An 18536-nucleotide genomic window follows, 5' to 3' on the forward strand; every position below is an offset into this window, starting at 1 on the left:
TAATAAGGGGTTAGCACATGCCATCAATATATCCATTTGTACATTCAGTTAAAATTAATGAGTTATTGGAACAATTATCTTTAGTAGAAGAACAATTAAAAATCTTTGATGAATTTTATGGATTTGATAAACTACTAAAGGAATCTCAAGATCTACTCAATGCTAAAGAAAATATTAAAGGTGAAGCAATAACTGCATCAATTAATAAAATTAATGATTTCATTAAACAAAATTTTTCAATAAAAGCTAAAATTGAGCAAATAAATTATTTAATGTCGATCATAGAGATATATTTTGATCAAAATGAAATTCAAACTATAAATAGTGCTTTAGCCATACAAAAAAACAAGTTTGAAATTTTAAAAAGCAATGAATTTAATAACTCCGATGATGTGATAGAGTCAATTGCGGCAATTGATTCAATCTTCGGTAAAAGAATTGATGAGCTATTGAAAAAAATAAAAAAAACTTATTTTGAAAAAAAATTTTCACCTTGCTATCAAATTTATTTGGAGAAGCAATTAGAATTAATACAATTTATAGAAGGAGACGAAAAAATCCAAATTGATTTTTCTTTTCAGCAGCTATACTGGCTAATAGATTTTTTAAAAAAATTTGAAAATTCACATCAACATTTTAATGAGTTGCAAACCAAATTTGAGGTTATTGGCAATAAGTATTTAAATTTATGTATACATCCTAATAGATCTAAAACAATTGACATTTTAAAAAATGCAGTTGAACTACAAGTCAATTTTTTGAAGGAAGAATTCGCTGAATTTGATCCGCATTATAAACTGCCTGGATCTTTAGATGATGAAGTGAACAAACTTGATCAACAAATAAATGAGTTGTACCAGCTCAATCAAAATGAACTAATAGAACTTATAGAAAATTCCAAACAGAATTTGATTGACTATGGCCAAAAATTATATTTACTAAAAAGTAAATGTGCTAACAATAAATCTCAACAATTAAAGCTGATTATCCAAGAAATTGAGTCATTGTTAAATTCTGAAACGTGCCAGCCACAAGAAAATATTTCTAGTAGAAATATTACCCAAAGCAAAATTTTAGGTCTAAAGAAAACAATCAAGGAAGCAAAAACTATTTTATCTGAATATCGAGGGATATCGTTGTTACGTTGTGTTGCAACATTTTTTGGTGGAGGAAAGGTTAGGAGTGAGTTGTTAGTTAACAAGCTTGAAGAACAATTAACAGGCCTGCAAAGCAATATTAATGTCCAACCGTTGAGTCTATAAATACTTGTTAAGTTAAAAAGGGACTTTTAAACTGTTTCTTTCTAATTTAATGAGATTAATAAGAAGATGCGGATTTTTTTTGATATTGTTAACAATGCAAGTTTTGCTTTGTATCCCAATGGTAATAAGGAGCTTGAACGTACTAGCCAAGAGTATCGTTTAAATATTGACCAATATTGTAAAAATGGTAGTAAACTCCTCAATGATAATACACTTAAAGATTTTTTAATCGGTATGCAACTAATCTGTTTGGGGCTGGCGAACAAAAACTTTAAGAAATTTAAAAAATTAAAGCCTGAAATAACGTTTAAAAAACTTCAAATAGTGCAAAAAGGTAATTTTTTAATTAAAAAAGAATTTCGTACGCCAGATACTAACAATCCTTATCCTTTGTTAATGCTTTATAAAAAAAAATTAGGTATTTCCAGAAAAAATCAATTATTCGATCTTTTAAAACCTTTCTTTAACGAAATTATTAAAATTCATAACCAAAAAAATGATCATTTAAGACAATCATGCACTGAAGAAACTACTCTGAACATAGACAGCGAGCATCAAAACAAAATAACAGAAATAGCTAAAGATATTTTTGAAAAGCTAAAAATTACCCGTGAAGACATAAGTATAATTGGTTTATTTATTGACCCCTATTTCGTTAGAAAGGAACAGAATGGTTTTGTCCTAACTGATACTAGGCCTGCTGACACGCTGCCAAGAAAAAAGAAGGACATGCAACAAGAACAATCATACGAAAATAATGATAATCAAGAAACTATTCATTTTGAAACTCATGGTTCTGCTAATAAAGATAATAATTCTGATGAGGTATCTTGGTTTTTGGAACGACTATTTGCCGGGCCCTTGGACAGTGAGAAAACTAATGTTTATAAAGTCTCAGAAGAAGTGAATGAAAATATTCCTAATCGTGTTCAATTAGATGCATCCGATACAAAGTCTGACTCTATAACTAACAACACGCTTGTGGCTTCGGAAACTAATTTTTTTGCTTGGAATTTTGAGACTAAAGAGAAGATTGAAAATTTATTAAAAAAGTATCAAGAACATTTACATAAAAAACACTTCTTTTACGATGCAAACATCACTAAGAGTAAATTAATTACTATCAATGGTTTATTGATTAAGCTAGCCAAGCCGAATTGCCAAACCTTTTTTCGTCAGATTCGTCAAGAGGCTACTACTAATATTCTTAACAAGCATCGTAATTTTTTATTCCTCCCTTTAAGTAATTTGTTTAATTATAACAAGAAAACGAGAGGAGGGATATTATTAGAAAATATTCATTTAAATATAAAAGAGGATAATTCCACTACTTTTTCCGCCTAAATAATAAAAAAAAGAGAAAGATAAATTATGAAAAAAAAGTATTATTTCGACAATACTAATGTTTTTTCTGAACTGAATGGAACATATAGAAAATCAGTTAATATTCAACATTTTACAACTTATGACTTAAAAGAAAAAAAATTAATAACGGTTTTGATTTAAGCCAAAAAAGTGTTAAAACAAAAAAATTGAACGGTTTAATAAGAACCATTAGCAAATTCTTTTCAATAAAAGAAAAATTTTATACTAATGGGAGTAAAATTTGTAATAGTGAATTTATATTTGATAACAAATTTAATTAAATTAAAGTTTTTTTAATGAATATTTGTTTAAACTAATATTTAATGTAATTAAGGTTAATAATAATAGTGCTGCGATGGCATTGTGTGCCATCGCAATGGGCAAGGGGAGCATCCATAATACGTTTAAAACACCAAAGCTAATTTGCAGCACTAGCAAGAATAACAGTAATACCCCAAGGTTGCGTAAAAAATTTATTTTCGATACCTTAAATAGTTTATAAACCAATAAAACAAGGTAGATACTTGTAATTATAGCCATAATCCGGTGACTCATTTGAATGGCGGTTCGTGCTGTTTGCGATAGGATTCCGCCTTCGTAGGTGATATTAGTACTTAACCAAAGATGAAAAGCCGCAGAAAAATTCATCATTGGCCACCATTGTCCCTGGCATCGGGGAAAATCAGGGCAAACAAACGCGGCATAATTAGCGCTGGTCCAACCACCTAAACTAATTTGTATAACGATCAAAAATAAACCTAATGCTGCCCATGATCTTAATTTATGTTCTCCGAAAGATTGTCGTATGGGTAACTGATTGAGTCGTAGAATTAATAGCCAAAGCAGACTTAATAATCCTAAGCCTCCTAGTAAATGAGACATAACCACCAAAGGATGCAGTCGCAAGGTGACAGTCCATTTTCCTAATAAACCTTGCAAAAATAGTAAAAAAAGCAAACTAGTCGCTATCCATACGGGTTGTTGAGGAAGTTTATATTTATAAATAATTAAAACAACCCCAGCAAAACATAATATGACTAATGTAGCTGCAGCATAGCGATGGATCATTTCCGGCCATGCTTTTTCAGGAATTAGTTTTTGACCACTATAAGGTCCATTCATTAATTGGATAGATTTATTGGGCAAGGTTAATTTTCCATAACAGCCTGGCCAATCGGGGCATCCTAAACCAGCATCTTTTAAGCGAGTTAAAGCTCCAAGCTGTACAACAATGAAAGCCAAAAAAAAAGCAATATACAAAAAATATAAAGCGGATTTGTTTTGCAATTGCATGATTTATCCTGTTGTTGAAATTGTTAAAAGACGCATTAAATCTTGATAGATATCTTCGCCATCAACATTGCTAGGGTAATATAAAATAATTTTTCCAACCGGATCGGCTATAAAATAGGCTTCGCGGAGATTTCTAAAGTCCAAAGCAGAAAAATTTTTTTTAAATTCTAATTTAGAAATTGTATAGTTCTGCAAGCCTACCCCTTGATGTATAAATGGATAAATATTCGATGAATTTTCTTTAACTAAGATTAAGCCATAACTTACACGATAACGATATTTTCCTAATGCAACTGTAATTTGCCGCATGGTATGCAAATTTTTTTTACACAGTTCGCGACAGGGAGCAGTTGCCAAATAAAATAAAAACCAATTATGTTTAAACGAAGGGAGTGTCGATTTATCAGGGTTTAATTTTATCTGCTGCAAATTTAGGCTTGAAGCAATAAGAATACCTTTATTGATTGTTTTATGATGTAACCAGATTGGATTTTTTTTATAAAGTATGGCGGATAGTATTAATGGAATAAAAAATATAGCTAATAACAATCCAAAGATAAATAAATAATTTTTTGATTTTTTCTTTTTCATAAACGGCGGATATGCGTAGAAAAATAAGCAATAAGTAAAGTTAAACTTAAACCAAACCATTGAAAGGCATAGGCATAATGTCGGCTGGCTTGTAGGGATATGGGTTGCCAGATCGGCGTAAAGCTATAAGCTGATGGAGTGTTAATAATGAATATAAAAGACTTAAAATTATTTTTTTTTAAAAATTCTGGATTGATAGATTGTATCCTCTTTGGCCACCCATTTTCATATGCTTCTGTAAAGCTAAAGGTTTTGCTTGGAAATACAATTAATCCATGCAAATTTATCTTTTTAGCAAAAGACGGTATGCTTGGTATGTGTTTTCTATCTATACCTTGTGTGATCCATCCTCTATTTACTAATATGGCTTTTTGTCCAGCGTTTAAAATAAATGGAGTTAGTATTTCATAACCTACTTTATGTAAATATATTTTATTTTCTAACAAAAAAGTATGTTTATTATCGAAGTGACCTTGCATTTCACTAGGAAAATAATTTTTATCTAAATCTATATTTTTGTTTTGATTTAAATTGATAGGTATCGGCAACGATCGTTGAAAAAATAATTTTTGAATATGGTTTTTAATGTCACCACGATGGATTTGCCAAAATCCTAAATAAACAAGCAAGGGAAGTAAGATGATTGTTAATAAGCTAGGAAGTAACGTAGGTGCAAAGCAATAGTTATACAACTGAATATAAATGATATTTTTTTTCATTAGCTCAAAAAATCCAAAAAAAACCTAATATCCAGATTGCTGCTAAGAAATCCCACCACCAAACAGCAGCATCGAAGGAAAAAACATTTTTTTCTAATAAATTATTTTTATAAATTCGGAAACATAAAATGCTTAAAAACAACAATGCAGCCACAATATTTAATAAATGTAATCCTAAGAAGCCAATTAAAAAACTACCATAAACTCCACTTTGCGCAATGATATGGACATGAATCAGGTGGATAAAGTAATAGGTTTGTGAAATTAAAAAAATATACGCTAGAAAAATAGCTATATTTAGAGTTATGCGACATAATTTATAGCGCAATTTTTTAAGATGATATAATGAATCTGTCAGAAGTAAAGCACTTGACAGTAATATTATTAAATTGATAAGTGGCATTTGACGCATAGAACCAATAGCCAGTGTGTTTGCAGCAGCATTTGCGCTTGGGGGTTTTATTAGGGGCCAATGCCTAGCAAAATCTGGCCAGAGTAAATAATGGGTTAACTGTGATGCATCGCCACTTTGCCCGGCTAGCCATGGAGTAATAGAAAATCGTACCTGAATAATAGAGCCAATTAATAAGCCAAATAAAAATAACTCAGAGATTAAAAACCATAACATTCCCCAACGAAACGTTTTATTCATTTGTTGATTGTATAATCCGGCATTACTTTCTTCTGTAACATGCCATAACCAACCGCTTAACATAAATATTAAACCAGCTATGCCGACTATAAATGCAATAAGCCCCCAATGTTTATCTAGGTTGAGTGAGCCAAATGCTAAAAAGAGCAAAGCTAGTGCGCCTATAATCGGCCAAGCACTTTGTTTGGGCACATAATATAAAGAATCTTTGTTTTTCATCAGCGTTTGTCCTTTAACGTGATCTTATGTTTGTTGAATCTACTCTAGAAAAGTCAGAACTTCCATTTAAAAAAGCTATGAACTGATCGGCTAGTATAGGCAAAAAGTGTATTTTAGATTCAACTTAATCTAAAAAAATTAAACAGAATTTGATTTCCCACTATTTACACCTATATTTCCCAAAATTGTCTGGTTTAAATATAAGAGCAATTTTAGTATGCGATTAAATGTTTAAAGTTTAATCTAGCATATAGCTAAAAGACAACGGCTACAGTATTAGAAAAATGAATCTATTTGTTTTTTTGTAGCTTTTAAGTCTTTATCTAAAATTAAAAGTTGATTTTTAAGATCTTTCCATCCAGAGTTTATATTATTTTTTAATTGAGTCGTACTACTCATTTGAGGTTGGCTTCCAATGGGAGGATACTTTTTAATCAACGCTTTCAATAGAGCAACTGTTTTCAGACTAGGGATTCCAGATGCATTATCGGGTTCAAAATGCCATTGAAAGGCACGTATGGCATCTTTACTTTGTGTATCTAATATTTTTGTCGTTTGAATATTGTAACCATATAAACGTAAATTATCTTGTAACCAAATGAGATTGATATTTTTATTTTTGGTTGATTCTTTTAGAAAAGAATCAACATCCTGTTTATTAGGCCAAGCGCTTATTCCTTGTTCTGCTAAATATTTCCACGGAAATCGCGGACCTGGATCTGATTTTCTATCTGGGGCGATATCTGAATGGCCGACGATGTCAGTTGGTTGGATTTTTTCACAAACCTTACCATTTTTGTCTTTCACTTCTAATTCTTTAGTTAATTTTTTAAGCAAAAATACAAGAACTTTACGTTGATGAGGCGTGTAATCGTCCCAAACTAATTTACCTTGTTGCTGTAATTCATAGAGATCGTTAATTTTAATATTTAAAAAAGGATCATGTTGTTCTCGAAGAGTATTTGTCAAGTTAGTATATTTTTTGATAATTTTTTCCGATATATATTTTTTGTAAGTTTGATCATCGCGTGGAGGAACTAAACCGCGCATAATATCTTCAAGAAATGCAGAAAGTAAGTTTTTTTTAATTAACAAAGCATAAAAACTCTTATCCTTTTTTATTGCCTGAATAAGAAAAAATTTAATCTTATTTTCTACTTGATAGGGCCATAAAATTTTTCCGGAAGCTTGTTTTAGCCCATATCCATAATTAATAATTTCAATTCCTATCGACGTATCATTGAGATGATTACGTGTTTGCCAGTAGCTTTGCCCTGCATGCCAGGCGCGATATTTTATAGGAACTAATTGCCATAAATCCGTTCCATTGGGTTTAGCTTCTTTTGGAATTAAATAGTGTGCACTAACATCTCCTTCTTTGAGTACTTTTAGAGAGTCTTTTTCGTCTGAAACGGTATAGTGCAGGACTATAAATTTTATTCGCTGATTATAATTACAACGATCAGCAGGATTTGGAGTTATTACCCACTGGTTTTGATTCATTTTCCGGTCTAATGATTCGGAATGGATCGGATTGAAGGCTTGTAGTAAAAATGAAAAGCTAAGAATTAATAAAATATTGAATTTTGTTAAGTGAAAATAGCGCATCGATAAATTTTAAAGAAAGATTATGAAATAACAAATGAATATAGTTATATAATAGGTTAATTACAATAGCAAAGAATAAAAAGCGGTGCAATAGTAGGTGAATTTGTTTGCATAAACAGATAATTAGGCCGGAATGTGCTTTAAAGTTTGCGACGTTAATTTGGTATTTTTTAAACCACTGGTGTCGAATAAAGTATAAGCTAAAGTAATGGTATTAATATTTTTAGGTAAATGTTGATCGATATGAAATAAAACCGGCATATCGCGGCGTTGTCCTGGATTAAATGTTTGTTGGGTAAAACAAAAACATTCAGTTTTTTTTAAGTAACGTGCGGCTAATCCTGGAGAAACGCTGGGAATCGCTTGCACTGTCATTAGACGATTTGAATTATTTTGCGCAGCAAAATAAACTAAAATATTTTCTCCGGGATGTAATTGAATATGCTGAAGTCTAGGATAAAAATCCCAAGGAAGATAATTATTGTTATTTGTCAAAAATTCCACACGAATACTACGTGACCAATCAATCTCATTCGAAGTGAGATAGGCATTTTTATCGGTTTTACCATTAATGCCTAAATTTTTACAAAGTACGTTATAAAGTGGAATCATGGCAAAGCCAAAACCAAACATAATTAATGTTGTAAAACCCAGCAAAATTAAAATTTTTTTATTGGATAATTTTGTTCGGATAACAGACACGTTATTTGCATTACTCGAATTTTGGGGGTGTAGTAAAACTATGAAGAGGAGGAGGTGAACTTAAGGTCCATTCTAAGCCTTCAGCGCCTTCCCAAACTTGAGCACTGGCTTTTTTTCCTTTTCCACGCATAGATTGAATAATAATATACAGAAAAAATAATTGCGCAAAGCCAAATAAAAAAGCGCCTAAACTGGCAATGGCATTAAAATTTGCAAATTGTAATGAGTAATCAGCTACTCGCCTTGGCATACCGGCAAGGCCTAAAAAGTGCATCGGGAAAAACGTCAGATTGACGCCGATAACCGATAACCAGAAATGCCATTGACCTAAGCGTTCATTGTACATAACTCCAGTCATTTTAGGTAACCAATAATAAGCTCCGGCAATAGCGCCAAACAAAGCACCAGGAACTAAGACATAATGGAAGTGTGCGACCACAAAATAGGTATCTTGATATTGAAAATCCGCTGGAACCATGGATAGCATGACACCCGAAAAACCACCGATAGTAAATAAGATAACAAATGCTAAAGCAAATAACATGGGGGTTTCAAAGCTTATAGAGCCCCGATACATGGTGGTTACCCAATTAAAAACTTTCACGCCCGTCGGTACAGCAATCAGCATAGTGGTGTACATAAAAAATAATTCCGCGGCCAACGGAACGCCTGTTACAAACATATGATGCACCCAAACAATGAAAGATAAGAATGCAATGGCTAACAACGCATACACCATAAATCGGTACCCAAAAAGTTTTTTTCGGCTAAACGTCGGAATAATCTGTGAGATAATACCGAAAGCAGGAAGTATAATTATATAAACTTCAGGATGACCAAAAAACCAAAAAAGATGTTGATAAAGTAAAGGATCCCCTCCACCCGCAGCGTTAAAAAAACTTGTAGCAAAATGTCTGTCCATAAGCATCATCGTAACTGTAGCCGCTAAAACCGGCATCACTCCTATAAGCAAAAAAGCCGTAACAAACCAGCTCCAACAGAAGATGGGCATTTTCATCATTGTCATTCCAGGTGTTCGAAGATTCAGAAGCGTGACAATAATGTTAATTGCACCCATTAACGAAGAAAGTCCCATTAAATGGATTGCAAGAATTAAATAATCTGTGCTTGCCGGTCCATAGGTAGTTGATAAGGGGGCATACATAGTCCAACCAAAATTAGGTGCCGAACCATCCATAAATAAGGTACTAAAAAGTAAGATTGCCGCGACGGGCAAAATCCAAAACGCCCAATTATTCATCCGCGGCATAGCCATATCAGGCGCACCTATCATCAATGGGATCATCCAGTTTGCAAAACCGGAAAATGCCGGCATGATGGCAAGAAATAACATCACTAAGCCATGTAATGTTGTCATTTGATTGAAAAATTCTGGATTAAGTAAACGTGCTCCTGGTTGAAATAATTCTGCACGGATCAATAGAGCAAAGATTCCGCCGATAAAAAACATGAGTAAACTAAATAAGAGATACAATGTTCCAATTTCTTTGTGGTTGGTTGTGAACAGCCAACGTTTTATGAATGCTAAAAAACCATGAGGAGCCGAATGTTCCAGATCAAGTGCTTGTTCCATGCAGAAGTTCTCCTGATTGTTGTTTGGCCCATAAATTAAAATCCTTTTCGCTAACCGCTTTTACGACAATAGGCATAAATGCATGGTTTGTTCCACACAATTCTGCACATTGGCCACGATAAATGCCTTGAGTATCTATTTTTGCCCAGGCTTCATTAATAAATCCTGGAATGGTGTCGCGTTTAATACCTAAGGTTGGCACCCACCATGAGTGTATGACATCATTCGAAGTAAATAGAAATCTAATTTTTTTATGAATAGGTACGACTAATGGATGATCAACCTCTAATAAATACCATTGATTTTTTTTTGCCAGATTCTGTAATTCTTGAGTAGGCGTAGAGAGATTGCTAAAGAAATCGATGCCTTGATCTAAATAAGCATAGCGCCAACGCCATTGATATCCGGTAACTTTTATGGTTAGTTCCGGATCACTATTGTCATTCATTTTAATTAAGGTTCTAGTGGCGGGAATCGCTATGACGATTAATATAATAAACGGTACAATTGCCCAAGCAACTTCTAAGGCCAAATGCTCATGAAATTGAGCAGCTTGAGCGCCTCGCGATTTTCTATGTCGAATTAACGAATAAATCATGATGCTAAAGACTACAACTGCAATGCCTACGCAGATCCAAAATACCAACATATGTAAGTGATAAATAGCATGACTGATAGGTGTTACGCCTATTGGCATATTGGTTTGCCATGCTGCGAAAGCCAATCCGGGAGTAACCAGAAAATAAAGGAAAATAAAAAAAACTAAAAAAAATCTTTTAACACGATCCATGTCAACACTATCCTTTTTATTACTCTCACAATTAAAGACATTATTTTATTTTTTAATTTTAAATGTTTTTTTATCTCAGTTTTTTAAATAAAAAAAATAATTAAAAAAATGCTAAATTTAAAACCTTACCACAAAGAATAATTTCCAATGGTTTTGCTTTGTTGAACCATATATTTTACGCTCGCTTCCAATTCAGAATTACTACAATTTTTGCAGTCACCTTTTGCAGGCATTTTTTTATATCCATAAATCGTATGTGTAAATAACACATCGATATTTTTTTCAATAATGGGTTTCCAGGCTTTTTTATCTCCTAAAATAGGGGCACCTAATTTTCCATAGTTATGACAAATGGCGCAGTGTTGCTGATAAATTTGTCTTCCTGCTTCTAAGCTAAGCGGTATTTCTTGTACTGGAATGGTTTGAGTTGATCCACTTTGATCATTCAGAATAAGATAATCAACAGCAGCTTTTACTGCATCATCAGAACAGCCGGTGCAAGTCCCTTTAGGTGGCATCGAGTTAAAACCGTGAATAGCCCGATCATAAACGATATTTTTTCCTTGCTTTAGACGTTTTTTCCATTCAGTGGTATCTCCTAGCTTAGGAGCGCCTGCGGCTCCGCTGGCATGACAAACTGCGCAATAAGTCTCATACACTTTGTGGCCAGTTTTAGCAGTAATGGGTCCACTAAAGGGGGAATAAGGAACTTGGCTTTTTACAGTTTTTAAATAAATGGCTATGGCATTTAGATCATCGATAGATAAATATTTAAGGCTATTACTATTTACTTCTGCCATGGGCCCAGCGACGTCACCTGCGTTTCTTAGCATTTTGTTTTGTTTAAAGACAGCACGGATATCATCGATACTAACTTTTTTTAAACCACTTGCACTAATATTAGGTGCATAATAACCTTGGATAAAACCTCCTGTTAGATAGTTTTTCTTTTTTTCTGCGCCTAGCAAATTCAAAGGGGTATGGCACATGCCGCAGTGACCTAAACCTTGGACTAAATAAGCACCACGATTCCAAGCTTCAGTTTGGTGCTTATCTGCTTCATAATTTCCCGAGCGAAGAAATAAAATTCGCCATCCTAACTGCAAGAAACGCCAATTAAATGGCCACATCATTTCGTTGGCCTGGTTAGCTTTTTTAACAGGAGTTAAACTAAATAAATAAGCTTTGATAGCTAATAGGTCATCAGAAGTGATTTTTGTGAAGCTAGCAAAAGGAAAAACCGGAAAATAATAACTTCCATCAGGTGCTATTCCTTGGTGCATGGCACGGATAAAATCTTTATCACTCCAAGATCCTATTCCTGTGGTTTTATCTGGCGTAATATTAGGAGAATAAATACTTCCGAAAGGGGTGTAAATTCCTAAACCTCCTGCAAAAGGTTTGCCATGATGTTTGGTATCGGTATGACAAGCAATGCAATCTCCAGCTTTACTTAAATATTCGCCGCGCTTAATGAGTTGGCGTATTGCAGCATCTTTAGGGTAATTAATGGTAGGATAGGGGATATTGAGCTCTGGATTTTTTTTTATTTTATCAACATTCGAGTTGGCGAATGCTAAATTTGCTATGAGAAAAAGTAAAAATAGAAAAAAAGTATCTTTTAAAAATTTATAGAGATAGCTTAAGATTATTTTATTCATAGTCCTTTACGAATCCAATCTTTTATATGTATTGAAGCTAAATGCATGTGCTTCATGCAGCGTAGGGCTTCAAGTAGTTTGTTCAAATTAAGTCAAAACATTATAATCTATTTAGTAGCATGACAGATAACTTTTTTAAATATTGCCTGCTAATTAAAGTGAGCTTTATCAAATGATTAATTCAAATGAATTAGCTAACGCTGTTAAGCGTTTAAAAGAAGGAAAATTGATTGTTTTTCCTACTGAAACGGTCTATGCCTTGGCGGGAGATGCAAGAAATTTAGCAGCAGTTCAACAAATTTTTGCATTGAAAGAACGTCCCACTAATCAAGCTTTAAGCGTTTTATTGGCTAAAGAACATTCATTGGATAAATGGGCTCGTGATGTTCCATTGATAGCTGAAAAATTAGCTCAGCATTTTTGGCCAGGTCCTTTGACGCTTATTTTATATAAAGAAAAATCTGTGTTGACAGCATTAACTGGCGGACAAGATAAAATAGGTTTACGAGTGCCGGATCATCCTATTGCACAAGCCATCCTAAATTCTTTTGGTAGTGGCTTGGCAGCACCTTCTGCGAATCGTTCGTCTCATTTTAGTCCTACGCAAATTGAGCATGTGCGACAGGAATTTGATAATGAGCTCGAGCTTATTATAGATGGTGGACCTTGTGCTATTGGGATTGAATCGACAATTATAGATGTGACTTTTGATATTCCGCGTATACTTAGATTGGGTGCTATTTCATTAGAACAACTAAAACCTATCACGCCATACGAAATTGAGGAGTGCACATTATCTCATTCCTTGTCTAAAAAGCCGCGATTAAAACAAGTTTCCAAGCAAGAATTAGCGTTAATTATCGATAATTATTTAAATCAACATAAAACATTAACTGTGCTTGGATTGAGTTCAACAAAGAAAAAATCTAAAAACTTAACTTGGATTCACATGCCCAATGATGCTAGCCAATATGGAAAGGTGCTATATAAATATCTACATGAGGCCGGACAGCATGTCAACGATGCAATTTTGGTGGAATCGGTGCCAATGCTTAAATCATGGGCAGGGATACAAGTGATATTAGATAAGTATTCAACATAGATTTTTTAACAAAACTAGGCTAGATTAAAAGCACTTATATGTTGGACACTTATGTTAGCGCTTTTCTTTCTCTATAGTCTTTGTGTGCTTTTGGCTTGGTGCAAGCAGAGAAAGCTTGCTATAGGTTTATTTATCGTCTTTTTGCTATTAACAGCGTTTGTGTTCATCCATCATATAACTAATCAGTTATCTCTGCAATTTTAGGGGTAATTATTATGCATCCCTCCAAAGTAGTAAAAATTCTTAAAACTCTTAACGCGATAGATGCTTTAGGGTTGGCTTTTTTGTTGTTAGTCGCGTTTATTTTACAAATAGGTTATCACGAATTACCTTGTCCTTTATGTTTATTGCAACGGCTTGGTGTATTGGCAATAGCATTTGGTTTTTTGTTGAATGTACAATTTAAGATACGTCCAGTGCATTATACTTTGTCGTTATTATCGGCAATGCTTACCGCTTCTATTTGCGTGCGCCAAATCTTTCTTCATGTAATCCCAGGTGACCCGGGTTATGGTTTACCTTTATTGGGATTACATCTTTATACCTGGCTATTTCTTCTATGTGTAGGTGTTATCGTTTATATCTCGATTATTTTTAGTATTTTCCCTCAATATAAATATGATGAGCCATCTAAAAGCAAAGGCATGCAATTATTAACTCATGCTGCTTTTGCAGTGGTTTTTCTTTTAGCCATTTTTAATGGTATTTCTACTTATTTAGAATGTGGAATTAAAGCTTGCCCAGAAAATCCAGTCAAATATGAGATTCAGTTAGTAGCCTCTCATTCTAAACATACTTAATTTTCTGTTTTTAACAATGCTAAAAAAGCGATAAAAATTAGCTTGTTATTTTTGAGGTTTTATGAATCTGAAAGATCTTAAATATTTATTAGCTATAGCTGAGTATCGTCATTTTGGAAAGGCCGCTAAAGCGTGTTCGGTTAGTCAACCGACCTTAAGTATACAATTGAAAAAATTAGAACATGCTTTAGGTGTGCAATTATTTGAGCGTGGTCAAAAAAGAGTATTAATTACAGCTTCGGGCCTGCGTATTGTTGAACAAGCAAAACATGTATTGAATGCAGTAAATGAGCTTGAGCGATTGGCAAAATTAGCTAACGATCCTTTTTCTGTTGAGTTACGTTTAGGACTGATTCCCAGTTTGGGCCCTTATTTACTTCCACATATTTTATCTTTCATAAAGCAGCAATTACCGAAACTCACGTTATATTTATATGAAGATAAAACAGAGGTTCTTTTAACCCAATTGAATCAGGGTAATTTAGATGCTGTGATATTAGCGTTACCGGTTCAGCATAAAGGCATGATTGTACAAACTTTATTTAAAGAACCTTTTTTTCTGGTTATGCCTGCATCACACCCATTACATAATTCTAAAGAGCTGCATTTAAACGATTTAAACAACGATAATTTGCTTCTTTTAGAAGAAGGACATTGCCTTAGGGATCAGGCATTAGAGGTTTGTCATAAAAAAAGTAATCTAAAAGAAAAGATGAATTATCGTGCAACGAGTTTAGAAACTTTGCGGAATATGGTAGCTAGCGGCGCGGGAATTACTTTGCTCCCTTTATTAGCTTTGGAAGAGCATCCTTTGACAATCAACAAACCGTTTGCTGCTCCTATCCCAGAGAGAATAATTGGAATTTTATGGCGTAAAGATAGTGCTTTGGAACCTTGTTGCCGAAAATTAGCGACAGTAATTGAAGATACGCTTCCAGATGTATTAGCCGATTTAGAAAAAAAACTCAAATCAACTAATACTCTTCGCACTTGAATTTTTGTCTGCATTCTCGCTCAATTTGCAATCCTCATATATCTTAAATAGACTCCGGTTGCTTCATTTTCGCGACGCCTTGCCAAAAATCCTATTGCTATGAGTTTATTCTTCGCATTTGAATTTTTGCTTATGTTTCTAGTCAATTCGCAATTTTTTGGCAATTGTCAAAAAATTAGCGCTTACTTTTTTAAAAGATTATTTCTTCATTGAGTCAAAAAACTCGTCATTAGTTTTGGTATTTTTTAAACGTTCAATTAAGAACTCCATAGCGGTGACTTCATCCATGGATTGTAAAATTTTCCGTAATATCCACATTTTTTGTAATACATCGGGTTTAGCCAGTAATTCTTCACGTCGGGTACCGGAGCGATTTAAGTGGATAGCAGGATAAATACGCTTTTCAGCTATTCGTCGATCAAGATGAATTTCCATATTTCCGGTTCCTTTAAATTCTTCATAAATAACATCATCCATTTTTGAACCGGTATCCACCAATGCCGTGGCGATGATGGTTAAACTACCACCTTCTTCTATATTACGTGCGGCTCCAAAAAAACGTTTTGGTCGTTGTAATGCATTCGCATCGACACCACCGGTTAATACCTTTCCAGACGAAGGAATAACGGTATTATAAGCACGCGCTAAACGGGTGATAGAATCTAATAAAATAACAACATCTTTTTTGTGTTCGACTAATCGTTTCGCTTTTTCAATAACAATTTCTGCAACTTGGACATGGCGTGTTGCAGGTTCATCAAAGGTACTTGCAATAACTTCTCCACGAACCGAGCGACGCATATCGGTTACTTCTTCAGGACGTTCGTCAATTAACAAAACAATCAAATAGCATTCTGGACAATTATGCGAAATCGATTGTGCAATGTTTTGCATCATCATCGTTTTACCGGCTTTCGGAGGAGATACAATTAAACCTCGTTGTCCTTTCCCAGTGGGAGCAACTAAATCAATAATTCTAGCGGTGATATCCTCTGTGCTGCCGTTTCCACGTTCCAGCGTCACTCGTTCGTCGGGAAATAAAGGAGTTAAGTTTTCAAATAAAACTCGATTTTTAGCATTTTCAGGGGCATCAAAATTAATTTCGCTGACTTTAAGTAAAGCAAAATAACGTTCAGATTCCTTAGGAGGACGAATTTTTCCTGAAACAGTGTCACCAGTGTGAAGATTAAAGCGTCGAATTTGACTAGGAGAAACATAAATGTCATCAGGGCCGGCAAGGTAAGATCCTTCTGCAGAACGTAAAAAGCCAAAGCCATCCGGTAATATTTCTAATACGCCATCTCCATAGATGTCTTCTCCTCTTTTAGCGAGTGCTTTGAGAATTGAAAAGATCATATCTTTTTTGTGCAGGCGGCCTAGACCGTCTATTTTTAATTCTTCAGCGATGGCAACGAGTTCGGCCGGGGAGTTTTTCTTGAGTTCTGTTAAATTCATAGTATTGTTTCTTTCATAAAAGGAAGTGTAAAAAATTGAGTAAAGTTTAAGTATTTAATTGGAATATTTAATATAAAGGATGTGTCAAGAATTTAGAGCGTGTTAAATAAATTCATTTTATAATGTTATATCCGAGTAGAGATACAAATAGTGCTCCTACGCATAGGTTAAAATAAATGATGCGAAAAAAGTTACCTGAAATCCCAAAAGCAGTATTAATGCCTGGTAATAATGTTTATCTCAAGACTCATCCTACTTAGAAAAATAGTTATAGAATACATTGGTCTTTAAGCAAGATGTTTATCTAAAAATGTTTCTAACTGAGATTTCGATAAGGCGCCGACTTTAGTTTCAAGTGCTTTCCCATCTTTAAATAGGATTAATGTAGGAATACCACGCACACCGTATTTTGCCGGGGTATTAGGGTTCTCGTCAACATTTAATTTGGCAATCTTTATTTTTCCGAGATACTTTGTGGCTAGCTCCTCTAAAATAGGGCTGATCATTTTGCAGGGCCCACACCATTCTGCCCAAAAATCAACGAGTATAGGTGACGAAGCTTGTAATACTTCTTTTTCAAAGGAAGTATCGTTAAGAGTAATAATGGAAGAGTTATTCATGGTAGTAACCTATTTGACCTCAAAAAAAATATTTGGCAAGTTATTATTCATGCTCAGGGGCTACAACGTAAATACCTGGAGCATTCCGTAAGTAACCGTTATAGTCCATTCCATACCCAAAAACAAAACCGTGATCCATAGTAATCGCTGTAAAATCTGCAGAGGTAGTTCCTCCAGGCAAGCGTTCAGCTTTTTGTTTGTCCAGTAAGACGGCGGTATACACTGTATTTGCTCCCTGTGCATGACAATAATCAACGATAGCCGCTAATGTCAAGCCACCATCTAGAATGTCTTCTATAATCAATATATTACGACCTTTGAGCGATACGCGCGGTTTAGCAATCCAGAGTATTTCAGATTGCCCAACTGTATCATGTGCGTAGCGAGTAGCATGAACATAGTCGAGTTCTAAGGGAAAATCTAGGCGCGGTAGTAAATTTCCTGCTGGGATAAGACCTCCAATCATGACGCATAAGACTAGAGGATTGCTTTCACTTAACTTATTGCTAATTGCCTTTGCCATATTATCTAAACTTTTTTCGATTTCTTCTTTAGTAAAAAGACGAGTCGCTTTTCTTTCGACTTCTTGTATATGACTCGGAATTAACATGAATGCATCCTAATATTCGAATAATGGTTTTAATAGATTAACCGCACTAAGCCAGGCATCAGTTTGTTGCAGTGCGGGGAGCGTTAGTGTGCGACGAGGAAATAATTTTTGCAAGTGCTGAGAATTATAAAGTTTAATTAATTCAGGGTAGCGTTCTAAATATTCTAATGCCAAGATAGCATCTTTTCGAGAATTACAAACTAATAATCCATTACATCCAGCTTGTAAAGCAAGATGAACGCGTTCAGAAATAGTGCCCATATGCTGTACTGCTTTCATTGATAAATCATCGGTGAAGATTGCACCCGTAAAATTCAATTGTTGACGCAAAATAGATTGTAGCCAATAAGAGGAGAAACCACAGGGTAACGGATCAACCTGATTGTAGACTATATGTGAAGCCATTATGCCATCTAAGTAAGGTGTTAATTGAGAAAATGGAATTAAGTCCTCGGCCTCAATAGTTTGAAAATCTCTGTCGTCGACGGTGAAATGTGTG

Annotated in this window: 19 protein-coding genes (1 of these 19 only partly in view); 6 read left to right on the top strand and 13 right to left on the bottom strand. The window is 34.2% G+C overall.

Annotated elements, in window-relative coordinates:
• Positions 1-17: 17 nt before the first annotated feature.
• Together AAHI99_RS01185 and AAHI99_RS01190 are read left to right on the top strand one after the other, a co-directional pair.
• Positions 18-1262, top strand: a complete 1245-nt coding sequence (locus tag AAHI99_RS01185; RefSeq protein WP_342227872.1) for a hypothetical protein — start codon at positions 18-20, stop codon at positions 1260-1262.
• Between the two features lie 66 nt (positions 1263-1328).
• On the top strand, positions 1329-2606 hold the full coding sequence (locus tag AAHI99_RS01190; protein WP_342227873.1) for a hypothetical protein: 1278 nt from the start codon (positions 1329-1331) through the stop codon (positions 2604-2606).
• A 303-nt stretch (positions 2607-2909) separates the two neighbouring features.
• Here the strand turns inward: AAHI99_RS01190 and AAHI99_RS01195 are convergent, their stop codons facing one another.
• From AAHI99_RS01195 to AAHI99_RS01235, 9 genes are all read right to left on the bottom strand, one after another.
• Positions 2910-3920: a COX15/CtaA family protein gene (locus AAHI99_RS01195; RefSeq protein ID WP_342227874.1), complete on the bottom strand. Its 1011-nt coding sequence runs from the start codon at positions 3918-3920 to the stop codon at positions 2910-2912.
• 3 nt (positions 3921-3923) lie between these two features.
• The gene (locus tag AAHI99_RS01200) at positions 3924-4511 is read right to left on the bottom strand and encodes a hypothetical protein (protein ID WP_342227875.1); all 588 of its coding nucleotides are present in this window, start codon (positions 4509-4511) and stop codon (positions 3924-3926) included.
• Positions 4508-5230: an SURF1 family protein gene (locus tag AAHI99_RS01205; protein ID WP_342227876.1), complete on the bottom strand. Its 723-nt coding sequence runs from the start codon at positions 5228-5230 to the stop codon at positions 4508-4510. Before AAHI99_RS01205 ends, AAHI99_RS01200 begins: the two co-directional genes overlap by 4 nt.
• Positions 5231-5234: 4 nt before the next feature.
• Positions 5235-6101, bottom strand: a complete 867-nt coding sequence (locus tag AAHI99_RS01210) for a cytochrome c oxidase subunit 3 (protein WP_342227877.1) — start codon at positions 6099-6101, stop codon at positions 5235-5237.
• Between the two features lie 276 nt (positions 6102-6377).
• On the bottom strand, positions 6378-7604 hold the full coding sequence (locus tag AAHI99_RS01215) for an N-acetylmuramoyl-L-alanine amidase (protein WP_342227878.1): 1227 nt from the start codon (positions 7602-7604) through the stop codon (positions 6378-6380).
• 228 nt (positions 7605-7832) lie between these two features.
• Positions 7833-8342: a cytochrome c oxidase assembly protein gene (locus tag AAHI99_RS01220; RefSeq protein ID WP_342228387.1), complete on the bottom strand. Its 510-nt coding sequence runs from the start codon at positions 8340-8342 to the stop codon at positions 7833-7835.
• Between the two features lie 79 nt (positions 8343-8421).
• A complete protein-coding gene (ctaD, locus tag AAHI99_RS01225; RefSeq protein ID WP_342227879.1) occupies positions 8422-10005 on the bottom strand; it encodes a cytochrome c oxidase subunit I in 1584 nt (527 codons plus the stop codon).
• Positions 9989-10795 (bottom strand): cytochrome c oxidase subunit II, encoded by an 807-nt coding sequence (gene coxB, locus AAHI99_RS01230; RefSeq protein ID WP_425288721.1) that lies wholly within the window; start codon positions 10793-10795, stop codon positions 9989-9991. The genes ctaD and coxB overlap by 17 nt, the downstream gene beginning before the upstream one ends.
• Before the next feature lie 125 nt (positions 10796-10920).
• Positions 10921-12456, bottom strand: coding sequence for a c-type cytochrome (locus AAHI99_RS01235; RefSeq protein WP_342227880.1), 1536 nt, complete (start codon positions 12454-12456; stop codon positions 10921-10923).
• A 172-nt stretch (positions 12457-12628) separates the two neighbouring features.
• Here AAHI99_RS01235 and AAHI99_RS01240 point away from each other — a divergent pair, with 172 nt between their 5' ends.
• The 4 genes from AAHI99_RS01240 to AAHI99_RS01250 all read left to right on the top strand — a co-directional run bounded on the left by AAHI99_RS01240 (position 12629) and on the right by AAHI99_RS01250 (position 15352).
• Positions 12629-13558, top strand: coding sequence for an L-threonylcarbamoyladenylate synthase (locus tag AAHI99_RS01240; protein WP_342227881.1), 930 nt, complete (start codon positions 12629-12631; stop codon positions 13556-13558).
• Positions 13559-13609: 51 nt separating this feature from the next.
• Complete coding sequence (locus AAHI99_RS07570; RefSeq protein ID WP_425288722.1) at positions 13610-13762, top strand: DUF5993 family protein; 153 nt, start codon at positions 13610-13612, stop codon at positions 13760-13762.
• A gap of 11 nt (positions 13763-13773) precedes the next feature.
• Entirely contained in the window at positions 13774-14358 is a 585-nt protein-coding gene (locus tag AAHI99_RS01245) for a disulfide bond formation protein B (RefSeq protein WP_342227882.1), read from the top strand.
• Positions 14359-14419: 61 nt separating this feature from the next.
• A complete protein-coding gene (locus AAHI99_RS01250) occupies positions 14420-15352 on the top strand; it encodes a LysR substrate-binding domain-containing protein (RefSeq protein ID WP_342227883.1) in 933 nt (310 codons plus the stop codon).
• Positions 15353-15550: 198 nt separating this feature from the next.
• Here the strand turns inward: AAHI99_RS01250 and rho are convergent, their stop codons facing one another.
• The 4 genes from rho to nagZ all read right to left on the bottom strand — a co-directional run.
• Positions 15551-16807, bottom strand: coding sequence for a transcription termination factor Rho (gene rho / locus AAHI99_RS01255; protein ID WP_339050874.1), 1257 nt, complete (start codon positions 16805-16807; stop codon positions 15551-15553).
• A 287-nt stretch (positions 16808-17094) separates the two neighbouring features.
• Positions 17095-17427 (bottom strand): thioredoxin TrxA, encoded by a 333-nt coding sequence (gene trxA, locus AAHI99_RS01260; protein ID WP_342227884.1) that lies wholly within the window; start codon positions 17425-17427, stop codon positions 17095-17097.
• Positions 17428-17470: 43 nt separating this feature from the next.
• Positions 17471-18037, bottom strand: coding sequence for a hypoxanthine-guanine phosphoribosyltransferase (locus tag AAHI99_RS01265; RefSeq protein WP_339050878.1), 567 nt, complete (start codon positions 18035-18037; stop codon positions 17471-17473).
• A gap of 9 nt (positions 18038-18046) precedes the next feature.
• A protein-coding gene (gene nagZ / locus AAHI99_RS01270) for a beta-N-acetylhexosaminidase (RefSeq protein ID WP_342227885.1) crosses the window boundary here: on the bottom strand, positions 18047-18536 show its 3' end. It continues 536 nt past the right edge of the window; only the last 490 of its 1026 coding nucleotides appear in the window; the start codon falls outside the window, past its right edge; the stop codon is at positions 18047-18049.

It is taken from the genome of Rickettsiella endosymbiont of Rhagonycha lignosa, from assembly GCF_964031165.1.
Classification (GTDB): Bacteria; Pseudomonadota; Gammaproteobacteria; order Diplorickettsiales; family Diplorickettsiaceae; genus Aquirickettsiella.

Excerpts from the sequence above, each read along its gene's own strand:
- AAHI99_RS01185 (WP_342227872.1), top strand. The coding sequence starts at position 18 with ATGCCATCAATATATCCATTTGTACATTCAGTTAAAATTAATGAGTTA.
- AAHI99_RS01250 (WP_342227883.1), top strand. The coding sequence starts at position 14,420 with ATGAATCTGAAAGATCTTAAATATTTATTAGCTATAGCTGAGTATCGT.
- AAHI99_RS07570 (WP_425288722.1), top strand. The coding sequence starts at position 13,610 with ATGTTAGCGCTTTTCTTTCTCTATAGTCTTTGTGTGCTTTTGGCTTGG.
- rho (WP_339050874.1), bottom strand. The coding sequence starts at position 16,807 with ATGAATTTAACAGAACTCAAGAAAAACTCCCCGGCCGAACTCGTTGCC.
- AAHI99_RS01245 (WP_342227882.1), top strand. The coding sequence starts at position 13,774 with ATGCATCCCTCCAAAGTAGTAAAAATTCTTAAAACTCTTAACGCGATA.
- AAHI99_RS01265 (WP_339050878.1), bottom strand. The coding sequence starts at position 18,037 with ATGTTAATTCCGAGTCATATACAAGAAGTCGAAAGAAAAGCGACTCGT.
- coxB (WP_425288721.1), bottom strand. The coding sequence starts at position 10,795 with ATGGATCGTGTTAAAAGATTTTTTTTAGTTTTTTTTATTTTCCTTTAT.
- AAHI99_RS01205 (WP_342227876.1), bottom strand. The coding sequence starts at position 5,230 with ATGAAAAAAAATATCATTTATATTCAGTTGTATAACTATTGCTTTGCA.
- AAHI99_RS01190 (WP_342227873.1), top strand. The coding sequence starts at position 1,329 with ATGCGGATTTTTTTTGATATTGTTAACAATGCAAGTTTTGCTTTGTAT.
- AAHI99_RS01200 (WP_342227875.1), bottom strand. The coding sequence starts at position 4,511 with ATGAAAAAGAAAAAATCAAAAAATTATTTATTTATCTTTGGATTGTTA.
- AAHI99_RS01240 (WP_342227881.1), top strand. The coding sequence starts at position 12,629 with ATGATTAATTCAAATGAATTAGCTAACGCTGTTAAGCGTTTAAAAGAA.
- AAHI99_RS01215 (WP_342227878.1), bottom strand. The coding sequence starts at position 7,604 with ATGAATCAAAACCAGTGGGTAATAACTCCAAATCCTGCTGATCGTTGT.
- AAHI99_RS01235 (WP_342227880.1), bottom strand. The coding sequence starts at position 12,456 with ATGAATAAAATAATCTTAAGCTATCTCTATAAATTTTTAAAAGATACT.
- AAHI99_RS01210 (WP_342227877.1), bottom strand. The coding sequence starts at position 6,101 with ATGAAAAACAAAGATTCTTTATATTATGTGCCCAAACAAAGTGCTTGG.
- trxA (WP_342227884.1), bottom strand. The coding sequence starts at position 17,427 with ATGAATAACTCTTCCATTATTACTCTTAACGATACTTCCTTTGAAAAA.
- ctaD (WP_342227879.1), bottom strand. The coding sequence starts at position 10,005 with ATGGAACAAGCACTTGATCTGGAACATTCGGCTCCTCATGGTTTTTTA.
- AAHI99_RS01195 (WP_342227874.1), bottom strand. The coding sequence starts at position 3,920 with ATGCAATTGCAAAACAAATCCGCTTTATATTTTTTGTATATTGCTTTT.
- AAHI99_RS01220 (WP_342228387.1), bottom strand. The coding sequence starts at position 8,342 with ATGTTTGGTTTTGGCTTTGCCATGATTCCACTTTATAACGTACTTTGT.